This is a genomic window from Aquirufa nivalisilvae (genome assembly GCF_004307455.1).
Classification (GTDB): Bacteria; Bacteroidota; Bacteroidia; order Cytophagales; family Spirosomataceae; genus Aquirufa; species Aquirufa nivalisilvae.
In genome coordinates this window covers 83,560-99,649 of record NZ_SEWX01000002.1, presented here as the reverse complement: position 1 = coordinate 99,649, position 16,090 = coordinate 83,560, and the positions used below count along the sequence as shown (strand labels likewise).

Annotated in this window: 18 protein-coding genes; 10 read left to right on the top strand and 8 right to left on the bottom strand. The window is 38.8% G+C overall.

Annotation, left to right across the window (positions count from 1 at the left end; all coding sequences use genetic code 11):
* Positions 1-4 precede the first annotated feature (4 nt).
* Together EWU22_RS03835 and EWU22_RS03830 are read left to right on the top strand one after the other, a co-directional pair.
* Positions 5-277, top strand: a complete 273-nt coding sequence (locus tag EWU22_RS03835; RefSeq protein WP_109322044.1) for a hypothetical protein — start codon at positions 5-7, stop codon at positions 275-277.
* A 5-nt stretch (positions 278-282) separates the two neighbouring features.
* The gene (locus EWU22_RS03830) at positions 283-1,605 is read left to right on the top strand and encodes a hemolysin family protein (protein ID WP_109322043.1); all 1,323 of its coding nucleotides are present in this window, start codon (positions 283-285) and stop codon (positions 1,603-1,605) included.
* On the opposite strand, the gene EWU22_RS03825 is transcribed toward EWU22_RS03830, so the two are convergent.
* From EWU22_RS03825 to EWU22_RS03805, 5 genes are all read right to left on the bottom strand, one after another.
* A complete protein-coding gene (locus EWU22_RS03825; protein ID WP_130924494.1) occupies positions 1,602-2,750 on the bottom strand; it encodes a chorismate-binding protein in 1,149 nt (382 codons plus the stop codon). The two genes, EWU22_RS03830 and EWU22_RS03825, sit on opposite strands and share 4 nt — an antisense overlap.
* A gap of 77 nt (positions 2,751-2,827) precedes the next feature.
* Positions 2,828-3,352: an NADPH-dependent FMN reductase gene (locus EWU22_RS03820; protein WP_130924493.1), complete on the bottom strand. Its 525-nt coding sequence runs from the start codon at positions 3,350-3,352 to the stop codon at positions 2,828-2,830.
* A gap of 57 nt (positions 3,353-3,409) precedes the next feature.
* A complete protein-coding gene (locus EWU22_RS03815; protein WP_130924492.1) occupies positions 3,410-4,402 on the bottom strand; it encodes an LLM class flavin-dependent oxidoreductase in 993 nt (330 codons plus the stop codon).
* 63 nt (positions 4,403-4,465) lie between these two features.
* Positions 4,466-4,933, bottom strand: a complete 468-nt coding sequence (locus EWU22_RS03810) for a hypothetical protein (RefSeq protein ID WP_130924491.1) — start codon at positions 4,931-4,933, stop codon at positions 4,466-4,468.
* A 27-nt stretch (positions 4,934-4,960) separates the two neighbouring features.
* Entirely contained in the window at positions 4,961-5,380 is a 420-nt protein-coding gene (locus tag EWU22_RS03805) for a hotdog fold thioesterase (RefSeq protein WP_109322037.1), read from the bottom strand.
* 67 nt (positions 5,381-5,447) lie between these two features.
* Here EWU22_RS03805 and EWU22_RS03800 point away from each other — a divergent pair, with 67 nt between their 5' ends.
* The 3 genes from EWU22_RS03800 to EWU22_RS03790 are packed head-to-tail and all read left to right on the top strand — an operon-like array spanning position 5,448 to position 7,900.
* On the top strand, positions 5,448-6,089 hold the full coding sequence (locus tag EWU22_RS03800) for a histidine phosphatase family protein (RefSeq protein ID WP_109322036.1): 642 nt from the start codon (positions 5,448-5,450) through the stop codon (positions 6,087-6,089).
* Positions 6,090-6,091: 2 nt separating this feature from the next.
* Positions 6,092-7,129: a sensor histidine kinase gene (locus EWU22_RS03795; protein ID WP_109322035.1), complete on the top strand. Its 1,038-nt coding sequence runs from the start codon at positions 6,092-6,094 to the stop codon at positions 7,127-7,129.
* A 27-nt stretch (positions 7,130-7,156) separates the two neighbouring features.
* Complete coding sequence (locus tag EWU22_RS03790; RefSeq protein WP_109322034.1) at positions 7,157-7,900, top strand: LytR/AlgR family response regulator transcription factor; 744 nt, start codon at positions 7,157-7,159, stop codon at positions 7,898-7,900.
* Here EWU22_RS03790 and EWU22_RS03785 read toward each other — a convergent pair.
* Positions 7,886-8,983, bottom strand: a complete 1,098-nt coding sequence (locus tag EWU22_RS03785; protein WP_130924490.1) for an AI-2E family transporter — start codon at positions 8,981-8,983, stop codon at positions 7,886-7,888. The two genes, EWU22_RS03790 and EWU22_RS03785, sit on opposite strands and share 15 nt — an antisense overlap.
* 107 nt (positions 8,984-9,090) lie before the next feature.
* Here EWU22_RS03785 and EWU22_RS03780 point away from each other — a divergent pair, with 107 nt between their 5' ends.
* The 3 genes from EWU22_RS03780 (at position 9,091) to EWU22_RS03770 (ending at position 12,400) form a co-directional block, all read left to right on the top strand.
* On the top strand, positions 9,091-9,789 hold the full coding sequence (locus tag EWU22_RS03780) for a response regulator (protein ID WP_109322032.1): 699 nt from the start codon (positions 9,091-9,093) through the stop codon (positions 9,787-9,789).
* A gap of 78 nt (positions 9,790-9,867) precedes the next feature.
* Positions 9,868-11,337 carry a glycoside hydrolase family 10 protein gene (locus EWU22_RS03775; protein WP_231962698.1) on the top strand — a complete coding sequence of 490 codons (1,470 nt, stop codon included), beginning with the start codon at positions 9,868-9,870 and terminating at the stop codon, positions 11,335-11,337.
* A 10-nt stretch (positions 11,338-11,347) separates the two neighbouring features.
* On the top strand, positions 11,348-12,400 hold the full coding sequence (locus EWU22_RS03770) for a ferredoxin--NADP reductase (RefSeq protein WP_317127089.1): 1,053 nt from the start codon (positions 11,348-11,350) through the stop codon (positions 12,398-12,400).
* An 86-nt stretch (positions 12,401-12,486) separates the two neighbouring features.
* Here EWU22_RS03770 and EWU22_RS03765 read toward each other — a convergent pair whose 3' ends face one another.
* The gene (locus EWU22_RS03765; protein WP_130924487.1) at positions 12,487-13,302 is read right to left on the bottom strand and encodes an aldo/keto reductase; all 816 of its coding nucleotides are present in this window, start codon (positions 13,300-13,302) and stop codon (positions 12,487-12,489) included.
* A 248-nt stretch (positions 13,303-13,550) separates the two neighbouring features.
* On the opposite strand from EWU22_RS03765, the gene EWU22_RS03760 reads away from it, so the two are divergent.
* A complete protein-coding gene (locus EWU22_RS03760; RefSeq protein ID WP_130924486.1) occupies positions 13,551-15,278 on the top strand; it encodes a M3 family oligoendopeptidase in 1,728 nt (575 codons plus the stop codon).
* 73 nt (positions 15,279-15,351) lie between these two features.
* The gene (locus tag EWU22_RS03755; RefSeq protein WP_109322027.1) at positions 15,352-15,585 is read left to right on the top strand and encodes a hypothetical protein; all 234 of its coding nucleotides are present in this window, start codon (positions 15,352-15,354) and stop codon (positions 15,583-15,585) included.
* Between the two features lie 54 nt (positions 15,586-15,639).
* Here the strand turns inward: EWU22_RS03755 and EWU22_RS03750 are convergent, their stop codons facing one another.
* A complete protein-coding gene (locus EWU22_RS03750) occupies positions 15,640-16,089 on the bottom strand; it encodes a hypothetical protein (RefSeq protein WP_130924485.1) in 450 nt (149 codons plus the stop codon).
* Position 16,090 lies beyond the last annotated feature (1 nt).

The window sequence follows — 16,090 nt, the reverse complement described above, 5'->3', positions numbered from 1 at the left end:
TCACATGACTAGGAAAGAAATCATTATATTATCAGCTGGAATTGGCTTTTTGATTATTTGGATCATTGATTTAAATGCTCCTACTCCCGTTGAAATCCAAGGAAATTTTTGGTTAGAAATTTACTTTCATTATGTTTGGCTTATGTTTGGTCTAGGTTCACTCCTTTACTTTCAATATTCCAAGAACTTGCGCATCAAGGAAGAAGAAAAAAAAGCAGGAGAGCCCAAACAAGATATCCGTAGCCGAGCTATGAAAAGTAACAAGCGCAAAAACTAAGTTAAATGGACCCAGATCCCGGATTATATACCACTCAAGTTGCAGGAATCATCATTTCCATGATATTCTCAGCCTTCTTTTCTGGCGTAGAAATGGCCTTCGTTTCCTGTAATAAATTGTATTTTGAGCTTAAGGCGAAGCAAAATATCCTGAGTGCCAAAATCATTTCCAACTTCAACCAATCTCCCTCTCGATTTATCGGAACCATGTTGATTGGAAATACCTTATCCCTAGTGGCCTATGGTATTTTCATGGAAGAATTTTTGCATCATCAAATTCTACAATACATTCCCTTTCTTCAAAATGAAATACTGGCTCGTTTGTTAGCTTCTATCGTAGCCACCATTTTGATTTTAATTACCTCAGAGTTTACGCCAAAAAGTATATTCTTAATCAACCCTGATGTTATTTTAGAATTCTTGGCCATCCTTATCTGGATTGTCTATGCGCTCATGTTCCCGCTTGTTTGGGTGACTGTGGGCTTGTCTAAATGGTTTATCACGAAAGTACTCCGACTTAATTACTCGGAAGAAAAACCCGCTTTTGGATTAACTGACCTCAATAATTATTTGCAAAATTTGAATCGCAAAGTCTCTACGGAAGAAGAGGCGGAAGTAGATACTAAAATCTTCCATAATGCATTAGAATTCAAGCAAGTAAAGGTACGAGACTGCATGATTCCTAGAACGGAAATCACTGCTATTGATTTGGAAGAAGGTATTGAGGGCTTGAAACAAGTGTTTATTGAATCTGGCCATTCCAAGGTTTTAGTATATAAAGAAAGCTTAGAGGATGTATTAGGTTATTGCCATTCCTTAGCCCTATTCAAAAAACCCAAGGATATTCAGTCCATTTTGACAAGCATATTAATAGTTCCAGAGGCTATGCCAGCGAATGATTTGATGCTTAAATTCTCTAAAGACAGAAAATCTTTGGCTTTAGTGGTGGACGAATTTGGTAGTACTTCCGGGCTAGTAAGTATGGAAGATGTGATGGAAAAGATTTTTGGTGAAATCCAAGATGAATACGATGATTCGGAAGACTGGGTGGAAAAGAAATTAGATGAGAATGCGTATCTATTATCTGGTCGACATGAGATTGATTACCTCAATGAAAAATACGATTGGAATTTCCCTGAGGGAGACTATGAAACATTGGGTGGCATGTTGATCAGCTTATATGAAGATATTCCAAAAGCCAATGAAATCATCACGTTAGCCCCTTTTCAATTTCAAATTTTGACCTCTACCGATGCCAGAATTGATACCGTCAAAATGACAATCGTAGGTAAAATTTCTCCTAAGGAAGAATCAAAAATTAAACATTAATTTTCTAGAACCCGTTGAAGTGTTTGGCATTTCATTACGGTTTCTTGCCATTCTTTTTCTGGATCAGAATCTTCTGTGATACCACATCCTGCAAAATAAGTCGCGCGACATGTTCCTTCACTTTGATCTACTTTTACGGTTCGTAGGTTAACAAATAGATGAATCTCATCCCCTAAATTGACAGGCCCTAAATAACCCGAATACAATTCACGCGCATGCTTTTCAGCTTTGGCAATCCATGCAATGGCTTCTTCTTTAGGTGTCCCGCAAACGGCTGAAGTTGGATGTAACAGAGATAATAAAATACCGGGCAATTGAGAGAAATTTAACGCTTGGGTATCCACCGTAAACTCCGTTTTAAGATGCAATAAATTTCCTGCCAAAATCGTCTTTGGACCAATCTCTTGGTATTCCCTTAAACGAATTTTCTTAAAACACTCTATGATATAGCGACAAACGTATGCTTGTTCTTCAATTTCTTTTTGCGACCAACGTGCATTTTGTGGAAGAATAATCTCTCCTAGCGGATCTATGGCAGATTGGGTTCCCGCCAAAGCTATGGTACGAAAAATCCCTTGTGCATTTTGTTCTACTAAGGTTTCTGGTGTAGCACATAACCAAGTACTTCCTAGTTCAGGAATATATAAAGCGCAAACAAAGGCATTAGGATAAGCTTGACATAATTGCCCAAATGCCTTGAGTGTCGAAAAATCACCTGGGAATTCAACTTCGTCGGTTCTAGAAAGTACTACTTTTTGAAAATGCCCTGACTGAATTTCTTTAATTGATTCACTTACCCAATGCGTAAAATGCTGGTGCTTCTCTTCGTTTTCTTCGACATTGTGCAAGGGTTTCAACAAAGAGGATCCAACTACTTCTTCTTGAACAATGGACTCTTCCAATAAAGTCTCTGCTTTTAAGAAATAAGGAAGACCAATGAAGGGAGCCACTAAAAATCCGGCTGGGAAAGTTTCCAAATCCAAAGAACCTAACCTCTCTCCACCAGTAGAATCTACTAAAAAATAGCGTTTATCACTTTTGGGTAATCTCCACACAGCCATGCCTCCGCGCTTTTGTTGCGTATGCTGCCACAACTGTTCCCAATCGAGCAAAGAGGTTAATGTATGAGGAAGCGTATTAGGCATGTTTAAAATAAGAATGACCAAAGTTAAAAATTAGCAATTAGAGATGAATGTTTACTAAGGACTTTTTTATGTCATTTTCAAAGTTCCATTTCAAAATGCCTGATTAAATTCAATAGCGCCACTGTCAAGTCCTCATCCAAGGGCTTTCCATCAGCATCAAGTTTCCCTTTTACTCCAGAAATCAACAAACAAGTATTTTCAGAAATCTTAGCATCAAGTGTTTTCATGATAAGTTTCAACTCCGCATGTCCCATTTTTCCACTGGCTGAAGCCGTTATAAGGCAGGCTGGCTTTTGGGTAAATACCGTTGTGGCTACACACCATTCAAGTAAGTTCTTTAATCCACTGGGAATACTAAAAACATACTCAGGACTACTAATGAGTATTCCATCGGCTGCCAAAATAGCTTGACGAATTTTCGAGATTAACGCTGGCGGATTATCTTGCGACTGTTCTGAATTAAAATGCGGTAATTGAGCTAATTGATCAAAAATTTCTATCTCCACTTCGTCGGAAATCAGATTACTGATATGCTGAACCAACTTTAAATTGGATGAATTCTCGCTGGCACTCCCAACAATGGCTAGAATTTTCTTTTTCATCAATGACATATACTAATATAAAACCTGTATCATGCTGCCGTTGAGGCATCCATTTTACTAGGAAGAAAGCGCTTGTTTCAAAATCGAATACGACTTCTTTTTCTTTTCCCCATCAAATATATAGGTAGCCACCATTAATTCATCTATACCTGTTTCTTCAATAAAATCGCCTAAATGATGTTGAAGTGTTTCCTGGCTACCATAAAAACTACAAGCTAACATTTTATCTGCCATAGCTCTGATTTCAGGAATTTGGTAAGCTTCTGGTAATGGCCCTGGAGGAGCTAAAGGTACACGTCGGTTGGTGATAATTCCTACAAACATGCGGATTAAACTACTACGAAGAAAAGCAGCCTCCTCATCTGTATCTGCTCCTACTACATTCACACAGGCCATCACGTAGGGCTTATCCAATTGTGAGGATGGGATAAAATTCTTGCGATATATATCTATTGCGGCACGAAATTGAGCAGGAGCAAAATGGGCGGCAAAGGCATAAGGCAAGCCCATTTTAGCAGCCAAATAAGCGGAATCAGTACTGGATCCTAAAATCCAAATGGGCACATCGATGCCTTCAGCAGGAAAAGCTCTCACTTGAGCCATGCTATTTTCTTCGCTAAAATACAATTGCAATTGCTCTACATCCTTAGGGAAATGGTAGGCCGTATCCATATTATCCCTTCTCAACACCCGAGCGGTTTGTTGGTCTGTACCCGGAGCACGACCCAGTCCTAAGTCGATCCGATTAGGGTACATGGACGCCAAAGTACCAAACTGTTCGGCTATAACTAAAGGACTATGATTCGGCAACATGATACCGCCTGAACCTACTCGAATTTGGGATGTTTTTCCTGCGACATGACCTATCAAAACGGAGGTGGCAGAACTGGCAATAAACTCCATATTATGATGTTCTGCCAGCCAGATTCGGTTAAAACCCAAAGCCTCCGCATGCTGCGCTATTTCCACGGTTCTTTCAATGGCCGTAGCGGCGGTTCCTCCTTGTGGAATGGGGGCTAGTTCTAATACAGATATGGGGATGTTAGGCATGAAATTCCTTTAGGATAAAGAAATTAAAACTACACTTCTTGAAAATATGTTCCCTTGCAGCACTTATAATTTCACCTGCCTACTATAATACTGATCATCCACTTTTCCATCTAGATCAAAATCTTCCACTCCCCAATATTCGATTTGATTTTTCTTGATTTTGAATCTAAACTTATAGGTGATACGCTTCGGAATGGTATCCTGGATGATTATGGTATCTTGAATAATCTGCCATCTTCCAGCTGGATCATAGGTGGTTTTTCCTTGAAGGTTACGGTGCAAAGAATGATAGGTTCCATCTGCAGCATAGGTGGTTTGGATATTTTTCACTTTCATTTTGGTCTCCCAATCCTTACCTAGCACCTCGATGTTTTGCGTACTATCTGAATTCTTATAGCTGGGCATGGTGATTTTTAAATGCGCTATTTCCCAAGTCCCTACAATAGCCCGAGAAGCATGTTGACTACAAGAGATCAGGATATTGAAAGCAAGAATTGAAATACAAAACAATAAATACTTGTTCGTCTTCATCTAAATTATAGGACAAATATTGAAATTTTATGCCGACAAAATCGCCACGGTCAATCGACTTACACAGACTAAATCCCCCTGTTCATTGTGAATCTTGATGTCATACACATGCATGGTTCTACCAATTCGAATCGGCGAACAAGTCCCAATTACCCATCCTTCGCGAACAGCTTTTAGGTGATTGGCATTAATCTCTACTCCTACGGCTTTCATGGTCTCAGGATCTTTGGCAACAAGCATAGTCGCGATACTCCCCATGGTTTCAGCCAAAACCACCGATGCGCCTCCATGCAACAGCCCGAACGGTTGTTTGGTCCGATGATCTACTGGCATACGGGCAGTGAAATACTCGGGGTGAACTTCTAGAAATTCGATTCCTAGATGCTCAATCATGTTGCCTTTACTGAAGCTATTTAGTTGTTCTGAAGTGATGGATGTATTAAACATATATTTCGTATTTTTGTGCCTAAAATTCGCAATAATTTACTAATTCCAACCTCAATTCGCCTTTTTTATGCACCCTATCAAAGACATTTACCTTATTCGCCACGGAGAAACAGATTATAATAGAATGGGGGTGGTACAAGGAAGCGGCATTGACGCTCATTTGAATGAATTAGGCCGTCAACAAGCCCAAGCATTTTTTGATCATTATCAAGACTTGTACATAGATAAGATTTACACTTCGGCTTTAGTTCGCACACACCAGTCGGTAGATGGCTTTATCAAGAAAGGAATTGCCTGGGAACAACACCCTGGATTGAATGAAATTTCGTGGGGAAACAAGGAAGGAAAGTCGCCCAACACGGATGACGACCTTTACTATAAAAATTTGACCAGAACTTGGCGAGAAGGGAACATTGATGTACCTTCGGAGGAGGGTGAGAGCCCTGTACAGGTTTTGGAAAGACAAAAACCCGTGGTAGATTTAATCCTATCTAGACCTGAAGAGCAAGCTATTTTGATTGCTATGCACGGTAGAGCTATGCGAGTTTTATTGACACATTTGTTTGAACAACCTTTACACAAAATGGATGATTTTGCACACAGCAATCTCTGTTTATACCATTTGCAATACTCTTACCCAGACCGTGCTTTTAAATTGGTGAAAGGTCCATTGACAGAACACCTGAAGCACTTGCCTGATTCCATGTAAATATGAAGAGACAAAAGCTTTATTGGGTATTACAATTTTCAGGCTGGTTTGCTTGGACGCTCAATGAGGCTTTATTGTACACCATGCAATACGGCTGGCGATGGGCTTGGCTTTATGCCTTTGTGGGCAATATTTCTTTAGCCATTTTATTGACCCATCAATACAAACAGATTACCCAAAAATATCAATGGCAAAATTATCCCCTCTTTAAATTATTGAGGAGAAATTTACAGGCCCTTTTGGCTATGTCAACTATCCTGTTGGCCTTTAATTTACCTTTGGATTTTGCCCTATTGCAAGAAAACTATGAAGTAAAATTAAATACCTTCATTATCCTGCAATACCTTTTCAACTTTATGAAACCTTTGGCCATTTGGCAGTTGATTTATTTCTTCTTCCAATACTCCCAAAGGAAATTAGAAATTGAAAGACAAAACGACCAACTGGAAAGAACCATTCAGGAAACAGAAGGTAAGGTCTTACGCGCTCAAATGAATCCACACTTTGTGTTCAATGCGCTCAACAGTATTCGGGCATTGATCACAGAAGATCCGAATAAAGCTAAAAAAGGGATTAACCAATTATCAAAACTGCTGCGCAGCTCATTGTTAACCGAAAGAAAAAAAACCATTCCTCTATCAGAAGAAATTGAGACAATCGTGGATTATCTTTCCTTGGAAAAAATCAGGTACGAAGATCGACTATTCTGGGAAGTTCAGATCCCCAAAGAACATGTGAAAGCAGAAGTGCCCCCCATGATTTTACAAACCTTGGTTGAGAATGCCATCAAACACGGAATCTCTCATTCGGTTAAAGGCGGCACCATTATTATCCAAGCACACAAAATAGGGAATTTATTACATGCCTATGTCATTAACCCTGGCACCATTAAAACCAAAGAAAGTGAAACTGGGGTTGGGATGAAAAACTCCATCTCCCGTTTGAAAATATTGTTTGGAGAGACCGCTCAACTAAGACTAAAACCATTCGACAAAAACCAAGTGATTGCCGAATTAATAATACCTTATCTTGTACCTTAATTCCTGTGTTTTTATAAAAACCCTATTATGAACGCTATTATCATCGACGACGAACGTTTAGCAAGAAATGAACTAAAACGATTATTAGAGAATTTCCCACATATCCAAGTTATAGGAGAAGCAGCTAATACAGATGAAGCTGGGGCCTTAATTGAAGAATTACACCCTGATGTCATTTTCTTGGATATTCAAATGCCTGGCAAAACAGGATTTGAGTGGTTGGAAGAATGGGATGGATATTTACCTGAAGTAATTTTCACCACAGCATTTGATGAATATGCTTTAAAGGCTTTTGAAGTCAATGCCCTTGATTACGTCCTTAAGCCAATTGAACTTTCTCGTTTAAGCGAAAGCGTACAAAAATTGGAAAAACAATTAGCTAATAAAACCAAAACTCATCCTGAGCAAGTTTCTGTTTCTCCTCAGCACTTTTTGAGTGCGCAGGATCAAATATTTGTCAAAGATGGAGAAAAGTGCTGGTTTGTGCGATTGGATAAAGTCCGTTTATGTGAATCGATGGGCAATTATGTCCGTTTATTTTTTGATGATCAAAAACCTTTAGTATTGAAATCCTTGAATGCCTTGGAAGATCGTTTAGATCCTAAGGTCTTTTTCAGAGCCAATAGAAAACACATTATCAACCTCAATTTTATTGAAAAAATTGAACCTTGGTTTTCGGGAGGACTGCAAGTGACATTACAAGGAAAAGGTGAGAAAATCGAGATTTCAAGAAGACAGTCGATTCGTTTCAAGGAGCTACTTTCCCTCTAATTTCTCTTCTGTTTCCACTATTTCTTCTTTCTTTTTACGAGAAGGGGCTTCGCCCAATATATATCCATAAGCTTGCAATGATGGCACATAGTCAAATATCACTTTGACTATGGCTGTCAAGGGCAATGCCAAAATCAACCCTGGAATCCCCCAAAGCATTTCCCCCAATAATAAGGCCAGCATAGCCACCATAGGGTTCACACTTACTTTAGATCCTATCACCACAGGGGTGATAAAATTAGCTTCGATAAACTGTACTGCTGCGACCCAAGCGATAACAGCTAGGGCATGGGAAGGGCTCAACACAATTAAGCTAAGTACAATAGGACCACTAGCACCCATCCAGATACCGATGTAGGGAATTAGCAATAATAAGCCAGTCAAAATGCCAAAAAAGTAGGGATAATCAACACCAATCCACCAAAAACCTATGGTATTTAAGATGGAAACAATCAGCATGACAACCATCAATCCGACCAAGTATCCTTGTACCACTTGACCAGTTTTACTCATAATTCCTTTCAATATGTGAGATTCCGTATTAGGAAAAACCATTTCTAAAAATTGAGCAAAAAAGCTTCTGTAATACAAGAAAAAGAATACGAAAATTGGGATTAAAATAATGGTAGTGATGGAATGAATGATGGTCCCGAAAGTGGTCGTTAGGATTGTTCCTGAATTCTTCAACAAGTTGATGGTTTGGTTACTGATTTCCACCATTTGTTTTTTCCGAGAGATATTGAGATTTCTAGACAAGAAACTCTGTAAACTAGAAATATAGGATTCGGCTTTTTTAATGAAAATAGGCCAATCTGACGCAAATTCAACCATTTGAACCGTCAAAATAGCTAATACTCCAGCTATAGCAGCCACCGTAATGATGAGGCAAATGGCAATGGAAACAGAACGAGGAAGACCTTTTCTTTCTAACCAGGCGGCCAATGGTAGCAAAAGCATAGCCAATATTAAAGCAGCGGCCAAGAGGATCAATAAATCCTGCAATAGATATAAGCCCAAAACCAAGATGGAAATGGAAATTAAAACAGAGGCTAAACGGACAATGTAGGAAGATTCTTTCGCCATAAACCAAAGCTAATGATTAAATTTAGTCGAAAAAAATTAATAATTTGGTAACATAGCCCTCTCTATATTTGCAGCAAGTTTTATAGGCACTTCACAAATTTCATCTTATGAGCCAGGCAACAGCCAATTCGATAAAAATTCTTCTGGTAGATGATGATCCTGATATTTTAGAATTATTGGAATATAATTTAGCAAAAGAAGGTTTTTTGTTAGCAAAAGCGTCCGATGGAAAAGAAGCCATTTCGATAGCCCAAGAATTCAAACCTCAGTTGGTGATTTTGGATGTGATGATGCCAGCGATGGACGGTATCGAAACGGCACGTCGCATGAAATCCATGCCCGAATTAAAAGATGCGCTCATTCTATTTTTAACGGCTCGCGGAGAAGAGTATACCGAAGTGGCGGCATTTGATGCTGGGGCACATGATTACATCATCAAACCCATCAAGCCAAGAGCTCTGGTAAGTCGTATCAAAGCGATGCTAAAGCGTGAAACGATGGAAGATAACCAAGATGTTATTGAAATCGGTGGATTACAAATCAATCGTACACAATACGCCGCTACCTTTGAAGGAAAAGCATTGGTTTTGCCCAAGAAAGAATTCGAATTACTTTCTTTCTTAGCTAAAAACCCGAATAAGGTCTTTAACCGAGATGAATTATTAGAGAAAGTTTGGGGTTCTGATGTGTATGTGGTAGAAAGAACGATCGACGTTCATATTCGTAAATTGAGGGAGAAAATTCCGGAATATTACATCAAAACATTAAAGGGTGTTGGTTATTTATTTTCGATCGAAAAGAACTAAGCATAGAAAATTTCCATCATTTATAGGTAAATTGCGCCCTCAATGAGGGGTTCTTATTTAATTCTAGCACTATTTTTTTTGATCCATTCCTTGGCGGCACAAAGCCCTAAGCGGGAATTGCGTGGAGTTTGGGTAGCAACTGTCCAAAACATCGATTGGCCTTCTGCCAGAAATTACAATAGTCTAAAGCAACGAGAGGAGTTTATTGACCTGATTGATTCCCATCATCGAACAGGCATGAATGCCATATTTGTACAAGTTCGCTGTGCTGCCGATGCACTTTATGCCAAAAGTACAGAACCTTGGTCTGCCTATTTATCTGGTTTTCAAGGCCAGGCACCTAGTCCTTACTATGATCCCATGGAATTCATGATTGAGGAAAGTCATGAACGAGGAATGGAATTTCATGCTTGGTTAAATTTAAATCGGGCAACCATGTCTTCCAAAACCATTTTGAGTTCCGATCATTTGGCACGACGCCATCCAGAATGGTTGTTTTCATATAATGGTCAATTGATATTAAACTTTGGTATACCTCAAGTTCGACATTACATTGCTGAGTTAGTCAAAAATTTGGTTAAAAATTACGATGTAGATGGAGTCCATTTTGATGATTACTTTTACCCTTACCCTGTCAAGGGAGCCACAATTCCAGATGAAAAAACATATCAGCAATACAAATTTCCGGAGGAAAGCTTAGCCGATTGGAGAAGGAGAAATGTGAACATGCTCATTCAAGAAATCGCTGAAACTGTTAAATCAACCAAACCCAAAGTAAAATTTGGCATTAGTCCTTTCGGAATTTGGCGGCATCAAAGTATTGATCAAGAAGACGGCTCTCCTACCCGCGCAGGCTTACAGTCCTACGATGATTTATTTGCGGACACGGAATTATGGATTAGAAAAGGTTGGGTAGATTATTTGGCCCCTCAATTATATTGGGGAACAACGCATCGCGTGGCACCTTACAAGGCTCTCGCCACCTGGTGGAATGAACATAGTTTTGATCGGCCTATTTACATCGGCCATGCGGCTTACCATTTGAGTGATATATGGGCTCCCAGTGAGTTGACGAAACAATTAAACATTTCAAGAAATTTACCTAAGGTTCAAGGTGCTATTTATTTCAGCTCTCGTCAAATTAGTCAAAATACGAAAGGTTGGAGAGATAGTTTACGAAGCAAGCATTTTGAGCATATTGCATTAATCCCGCCCATGTTATGGTTAGATAGCATAGCCCCCACGGCACCCCATCAAGTGAGCTTAACTAAGCAAAAAGACCAGTGGATATTGCGATGGAAAGAAGGGGAGCCTAGCTTGGATAATGATCCAGCACATTATTACGTTGTGTATCGGATTCAAAAAGATGAAATTGAACCTTTGGATAAGGGAGATAATATTATTTATAAAGGAAGTAGCAAACAAATAATAATTGACCCTAAGTGGATCAAATCTGGTACAGGATTTGTTGTTACAGCTTTGGACCGATTACATAATGAATCTATTCCAGGAACTATACAGTGGATAGTTCCAAACGTAGTTGAATAAATTGATGAACATGAAATTCTTGCATTTATCTGTTAAAGAAATTACTGAAGAAACGAATGATACCAAAACGATCCATTTTTGGCATCCAATACATGAGGCATTAAGCTATCATTCAGGACAGTTTTTAACTGTGATTCCTGAAATTGATGGAAAAAAGGTACGTCGTAGTTATTCTTTATCATCTTCTCCATTGATTGACCATTCCCCAGCGATTACGGTCAAACGCATTGCTGGAGGAGCCGTTTCAAATTATTTATGTGACCAGATCAAGGTGGGAGATAGTTTGGAGGTCATTGAACCTATGGGTAACTTCTTTATTGAGCCTGAGGCAAATGCTAGCAAAACCTATGTTTTCATGGGTGCGGGATCTGGCATTACGCCATTGATTTCCATGATTAAAACCTTGCTTAAGTCTGAGCCTCAATCCAAAATTCATTTGATTTATGGGTCAAGACATGAAGATCAAATTATTTTCAAGAAAGAATTAGAGCAATTAGAGCTGACAAATGTAGGACGTTTTCAAGTTTTACATGTTATTAGTAAACCTGCGGCCAATTGGCCTGGACTAAAAGGACGTATTAACAAGGCTTCTACTATATATTACCTGAAACAAGAGTTTGGCTTGAATATCTCTTTGGCGCATTATTACCTTTGCGGCCCTGCTGGCATGATGGATGAGATCCAAGAAGCTTTGGCTATGTTTGATGTACCTACAGAACATATACACCGAGAATTATTTCATAGCAATCCCCAGACAGAAGAAATCACGGAGGATGATGGCAGCTTGAAAGAGCAAGAGATTACCATTATTTACGAAGGAAAGGAACACCGAGTTACGGTGAAACCCCATGAGACTATCTTAGAAGCGGCCTTATCAGCTGATGTCGATATGCCTTATTCATGTCAAGCTGGTATGTGCACGGCATGTATGGGCTTATGCAAAAGTGGAAAAGTGATGATGGATGAAGAAGACGGATTGACAGACAATGAAATCAAAAAAGGATATGTCCTTACTTGTGTTGCACACCCATTATCTAGTGGTGTGGTGATTGATTTAGATTAGAATATCAATTACTTGATTCAATAAAATAATCGTTTATTCGTTAACCTTGACAGCGTTTGGAACGCTGTCAAGGTTTAAATTTTGCCTCAAAAATCTCTTGGATCCCAAGCTACTCGAGTATTATCATATAGCAGACTTAGTTTTTGCATATCCTCAGGTGAAATACAGAAATCAAACACCTCCATATTTTCCTGAATTCTCGCTCGTTTGACAGATTTTGGTATGGTTACAGCTCCTAATTCAATGTTCCAACGAACTAATAATTGATACGTGCTTTTTCCATAATGAGCAGCTATTTCGTTCAAAACCTCATCATCTTTTTTCCAACCACGAACTAGTGGAGCATATCCTTCCACTTGAATATCATTTTCCTGATTAAATGCGAATTCGTCCGGCATGTAACAAAATGGACTTAATTCAAACTGATTAACGGCAGGACATATATTAGCATGAAGAAACAGCTCTTCTAGGTGTTTTTTATAATAATTAGACACCCCTATGGATCGACATAATTTCTGATCATATAAAGTTTCCAAAGCCTTCCAAGTTTCTTTTCTTGCGGTATCCTTAGGCCAATGAATTAAATACAAATCCAAATATTCTAAGCCCAAATCACTCAAGGTTTTATCAAATGCTCGCAAAGTAGAATCATACCCCATGTCTTCCATCCACACTTTACTAGTGACGAACAAATCCTTTCTTGTCACACCTGATTCTATTATTCCTTGCCCAACTTCCTTCTCATTGGCATAAATAGCCGCTGAATCAATCAAGCGTATACCCAAATCCAAGGCATCTAGAACAGATTGTTTGACCTCATCTTGCTGTTTCGGTGCATACAAACCTAAGCCTAGTTGCGGCATTTGAATGCCATTATTCAATGTTACAAAAGGTATGTTCATGTTTATTAAATTCTCGTGAATTGTACTATGGATTATGAGTTAGTTGAAAAATTGAGTTGAAACTCCCTCTTTTCATACCCCCCGCCCCGCTTAGATTTGTCAACTTTTGAAAAGTTGACAAATCTAAAAAAAATCAATTCAAAAATGTAGCCCATTTTATCAAGCATTTGATTTCTTACAATCAAGAAACCTATTTTTTCATCTGCAAAAGCCAATTACCTTGTGTATTTTTGTAAAAAATTAATCGCATGAGTAGAAAGATCAGCGTAGAAGCGCCCAAAAGAAGTTTCCTTCCTTCTGATTTCCAATTAAGTACTTGGGAAAGTGTATTACCCTATTTTGAAAAGCTAAGCTCTTTGAGCATTCAAAACCTAGAAGAATTACAACAATTTTGTATCAGTCGCTCTGAACTTGAAAGTTATTTATCCGAGAATTTTGCTTGGAGATATATCAAAATGTCATGCGACAATCAAAATGAAGAGCTTCAAAAAAGTTACCAGCAGTTTGTCAACGATATCATGCCCAACGCGTCTATTTATGAAGATGCTTGGAATAAAAAAGTAGTTGAATCAGGTTATACCGATCAATTACCTGCACATGGATATGGCATTATGCTTCGTGGCATGAAAAAAGCCATTGAAATATTTCGGGAAGAAAACATTCCACTTTATACTGAGCTATCCAATTTATCCACTGAATACGGTGCATTAACTGGCGGATTGATGGTGGAAATTGACGGGCAAGAAAAAACGCTTCAGCAGGCCAATGCCTATTTGGAATCGACCGATCGAAATAAGCGCCAAGAGGTCTATTTACTGGTTGCCAATAAACGACTGAGCATTAAAAATGAATTGAACGAACTATTCAACAAATTAATTGAACGTAGGCATCAAGTGGCTCAAAATGCTGGGTTTGATAATTTTAGAGATTACTCTTTTGCAAGCTTAGGCCGTTTTGATTATACCGCTGCAGATTGTTTTGAATTTCATGAAGCTGTGGCTCAAACCGTAGTGCCCATGGTCAACCAGCAAGCTACCAAAAGAAAAGAGGTTCTTCAAATTGATGCCCTAAAACCTTGGGATAAAGCTGTGGATCCATGGGGAAGAAAACCTCTAGTGCCATTTACTACGGCGGATGACTTATTGACTAAAACCATCCAAGTATTTGATGAATTAGACCCATTCTTAGGAAATTGTCTAAAAGAAATGGTCAAATTGAACCGTTTTGATTTAGATTCTAGAAAAGGGAAAAACCCAGGTGGATATAATTACCCACTGGAAGAAAGCGGATTCCCTTTTATTTTCATGAATGCCGCAGGTCAAGTGCGGGATATGGTCACCTTATTACATGAAGGCGGACATGCCGTACATTCCATTGTAACGAAAGATTTAGCTTTAAATGCTTTTAGAAATGTTCCTTCAGAAGTAGCCGAATTGGCCTCAATGAGTATGGAACTGCTCACCATTGATCATTGGGATATCTATTTCCCAAATCCAGAAGAAGCAAAAAGAGCTAAAATCAAGCACTTAGAGGACATTTTAGAAACGTTACCTTGGGTGGCGACTATCGATGCCTTTCAACACTGGATTTATGAAAACCCAACTCATAGCCAAGCTGAACGAGATGCTGCCTGGTTGGAAATTATTGCCCGCTTCTCCGACAAAATCACAGACTGGTCTGGTTTAGAAGAGATTAAAACCAATATCTGGCAAAAGCAATTACACTTATTTGAAGTACCTTTTTACTACATCGAATATGCCATCGCTCAATTGGGTGCATTAGCCGTTTGGAGAAATTATTGCCGTCAACCTAAACAAGCATTGGAGCAATATTTACAAGCGCTGGAATTAGGCTATACAGAACCTATGAAAACGATTTATGCTGCGGCTGGCATTGAATTCAATTTTAGCAAAGCCTACATTGCTGAATTAATGAGCTTTTTAGCTGAAAAAATCAAAAATTTAGAAGAAAGCTAAGCTGCTTATTTAAAGAAATTTTTTTTGTACCAATTTTGGACTTATTTTTGCATCGGATTTTTTACACAACTATATGAAATTGAAAAGTTTATTGCCTGCCCTTCTTGTTGTTGCTTTAGCGAGCTCATGCGATTACCAAAAAAACAATCGAATTAAACAAAAAGATGTTCGTCAAGGCGATACCTATGTATACGGTGTTCATCCGGATAGTGCTGCTGCTCAAACGAAACAAACTTACACAGCTAAACCTGAGTTAGAAGTTAAAGCCAATGAGCTACGTGCTAAATTATACAGCGCCAAAAAATAATCGAGTTTAACTCTCTATTCAATGATATTAAAGCCTCCAAAATTTGGGGGCTTTTTATTTATCCATGAAATAATCGCGAATAAAATCTAATTGGTAAATCAAGGCAGTATAGATACTTGCCCATAAAAAGGCAGAAATAGCCATAAAAAACAAAATTCGGGGAAGTGGCACTTTAAAAGAAAGGGCCAATAAACTTCCGCCAATCGGTGTTAAAAATAAGGGGGTACAAGCTGCAATACCTTTAATGCCGAATTTCGTCCATATTTTGACCGCCATTCGAGCACGTTTACTAAATACCAATGGTTTTTGATGACGCCACTGAGCGATGTACTTGACCAACCATTGACCTAGGCTAATCATGAAACTGACGGTAATCATCATGCCTAACCAGGTGAAAAGTATCGTTTCCATCCAACTTAGACCTAAACTGAAACCTGTAATAGGACCAGCAATGAACTTGATGGCAGTAGCGGCCATAACAGCCGAATATGAAGACCAATCCATC

Bases quoted from the DNA above. Each gene is read 5' to 3' on its own strand.
- EWU22_RS03825 (WP_130924494.1), bottom strand. From the start codon at position 2,750: ATGCCTAATACGCTTCCTCATACATTAACCTCTTTGCTCGATTGGGAA.
- EWU22_RS03835 (WP_109322044.1), top strand. From the start codon at position 5: ATGACTAGGAAAGAAATCATTATATTATCAGCTGGAATTGGCTTTTTG.
- EWU22_RS03815 (WP_130924492.1), bottom strand. From the start codon at position 4,402: ATGCCTAACATCCCCATATCTGTATTAGAACTAGCCCCCATTCCACAA.
- EWU22_RS03750 (WP_130924485.1), bottom strand. From the start codon at position 16,089: ATGGATTGGTCTTCATATTCGGCTGTTATGGCCGCTACTGCCATCAAG.
- EWU22_RS03780 (WP_109322032.1), top strand. From the start codon at position 9,091: ATGAGCCAGGCAACAGCCAATTCGATAAAAATTCTTCTGGTAGATGAT.
- EWU22_RS03800 (WP_109322036.1), top strand. From the start codon at position 5,448: ATGCACCCTATCAAAGACATTTACCTTATTCGCCACGGAGAAACAGAT.
- EWU22_RS03810 (WP_130924491.1), bottom strand. From the start codon at position 4,933: ATGAAGACGAACAAGTATTTATTGTTTTGTATTTCAATTCTTGCTTTC.
- EWU22_RS03830 (WP_109322043.1), top strand. From the start codon at position 283: ATGGACCCAGATCCCGGATTATATACCACTCAAGTTGCAGGAATCATC.
- EWU22_RS03805 (WP_109322037.1), bottom strand. From the start codon at position 5,380: ATGTTTAATACATCCATCACTTCAGAACAACTAAATAGCTTCAGTAAA.
- EWU22_RS03770 (WP_317127089.1), top strand. From the start codon at position 11,348: ATGAAATTCTTGCATTTATCTGTTAAAGAAATTACTGAAGAAACGAAT.
- EWU22_RS03760 (WP_130924486.1), top strand. From the start codon at position 13,551: ATGAGTAGAAAGATCAGCGTAGAAGCGCCCAAAAGAAGTTTCCTTCCT.
- EWU22_RS03755 (WP_109322027.1), top strand. From the start codon at position 15,352: ATGAAATTGAAAAGTTTATTGCCTGCCCTTCTTGTTGTTGCTTTAGCG.
- EWU22_RS03795 (WP_109322035.1), top strand. From the start codon at position 6,092: ATGAAGAGACAAAAGCTTTATTGGGTATTACAATTTTCAGGCTGGTTT.
- EWU22_RS03820 (WP_130924493.1), bottom strand. From the start codon at position 3,352: ATGAAAAAGAAAATTCTAGCCATTGTTGGGAGTGCCAGCGAGAATTCA.
- EWU22_RS03785 (WP_130924490.1), bottom strand. From the start codon at position 8,983: ATGGCGAAAGAATCTTCCTACATTGTCCGTTTAGCCTCTGTTTTAATT.
- EWU22_RS03765 (WP_130924487.1), bottom strand. From the start codon at position 13,302: ATGAACATACCTTTTGTAACATTGAATAATGGCATTCAAATGCCGCAA.
- EWU22_RS03790 (WP_109322034.1), top strand. From the start codon at position 7,157: ATGAACGCTATTATCATCGACGACGAACGTTTAGCAAGAAATGAACTA.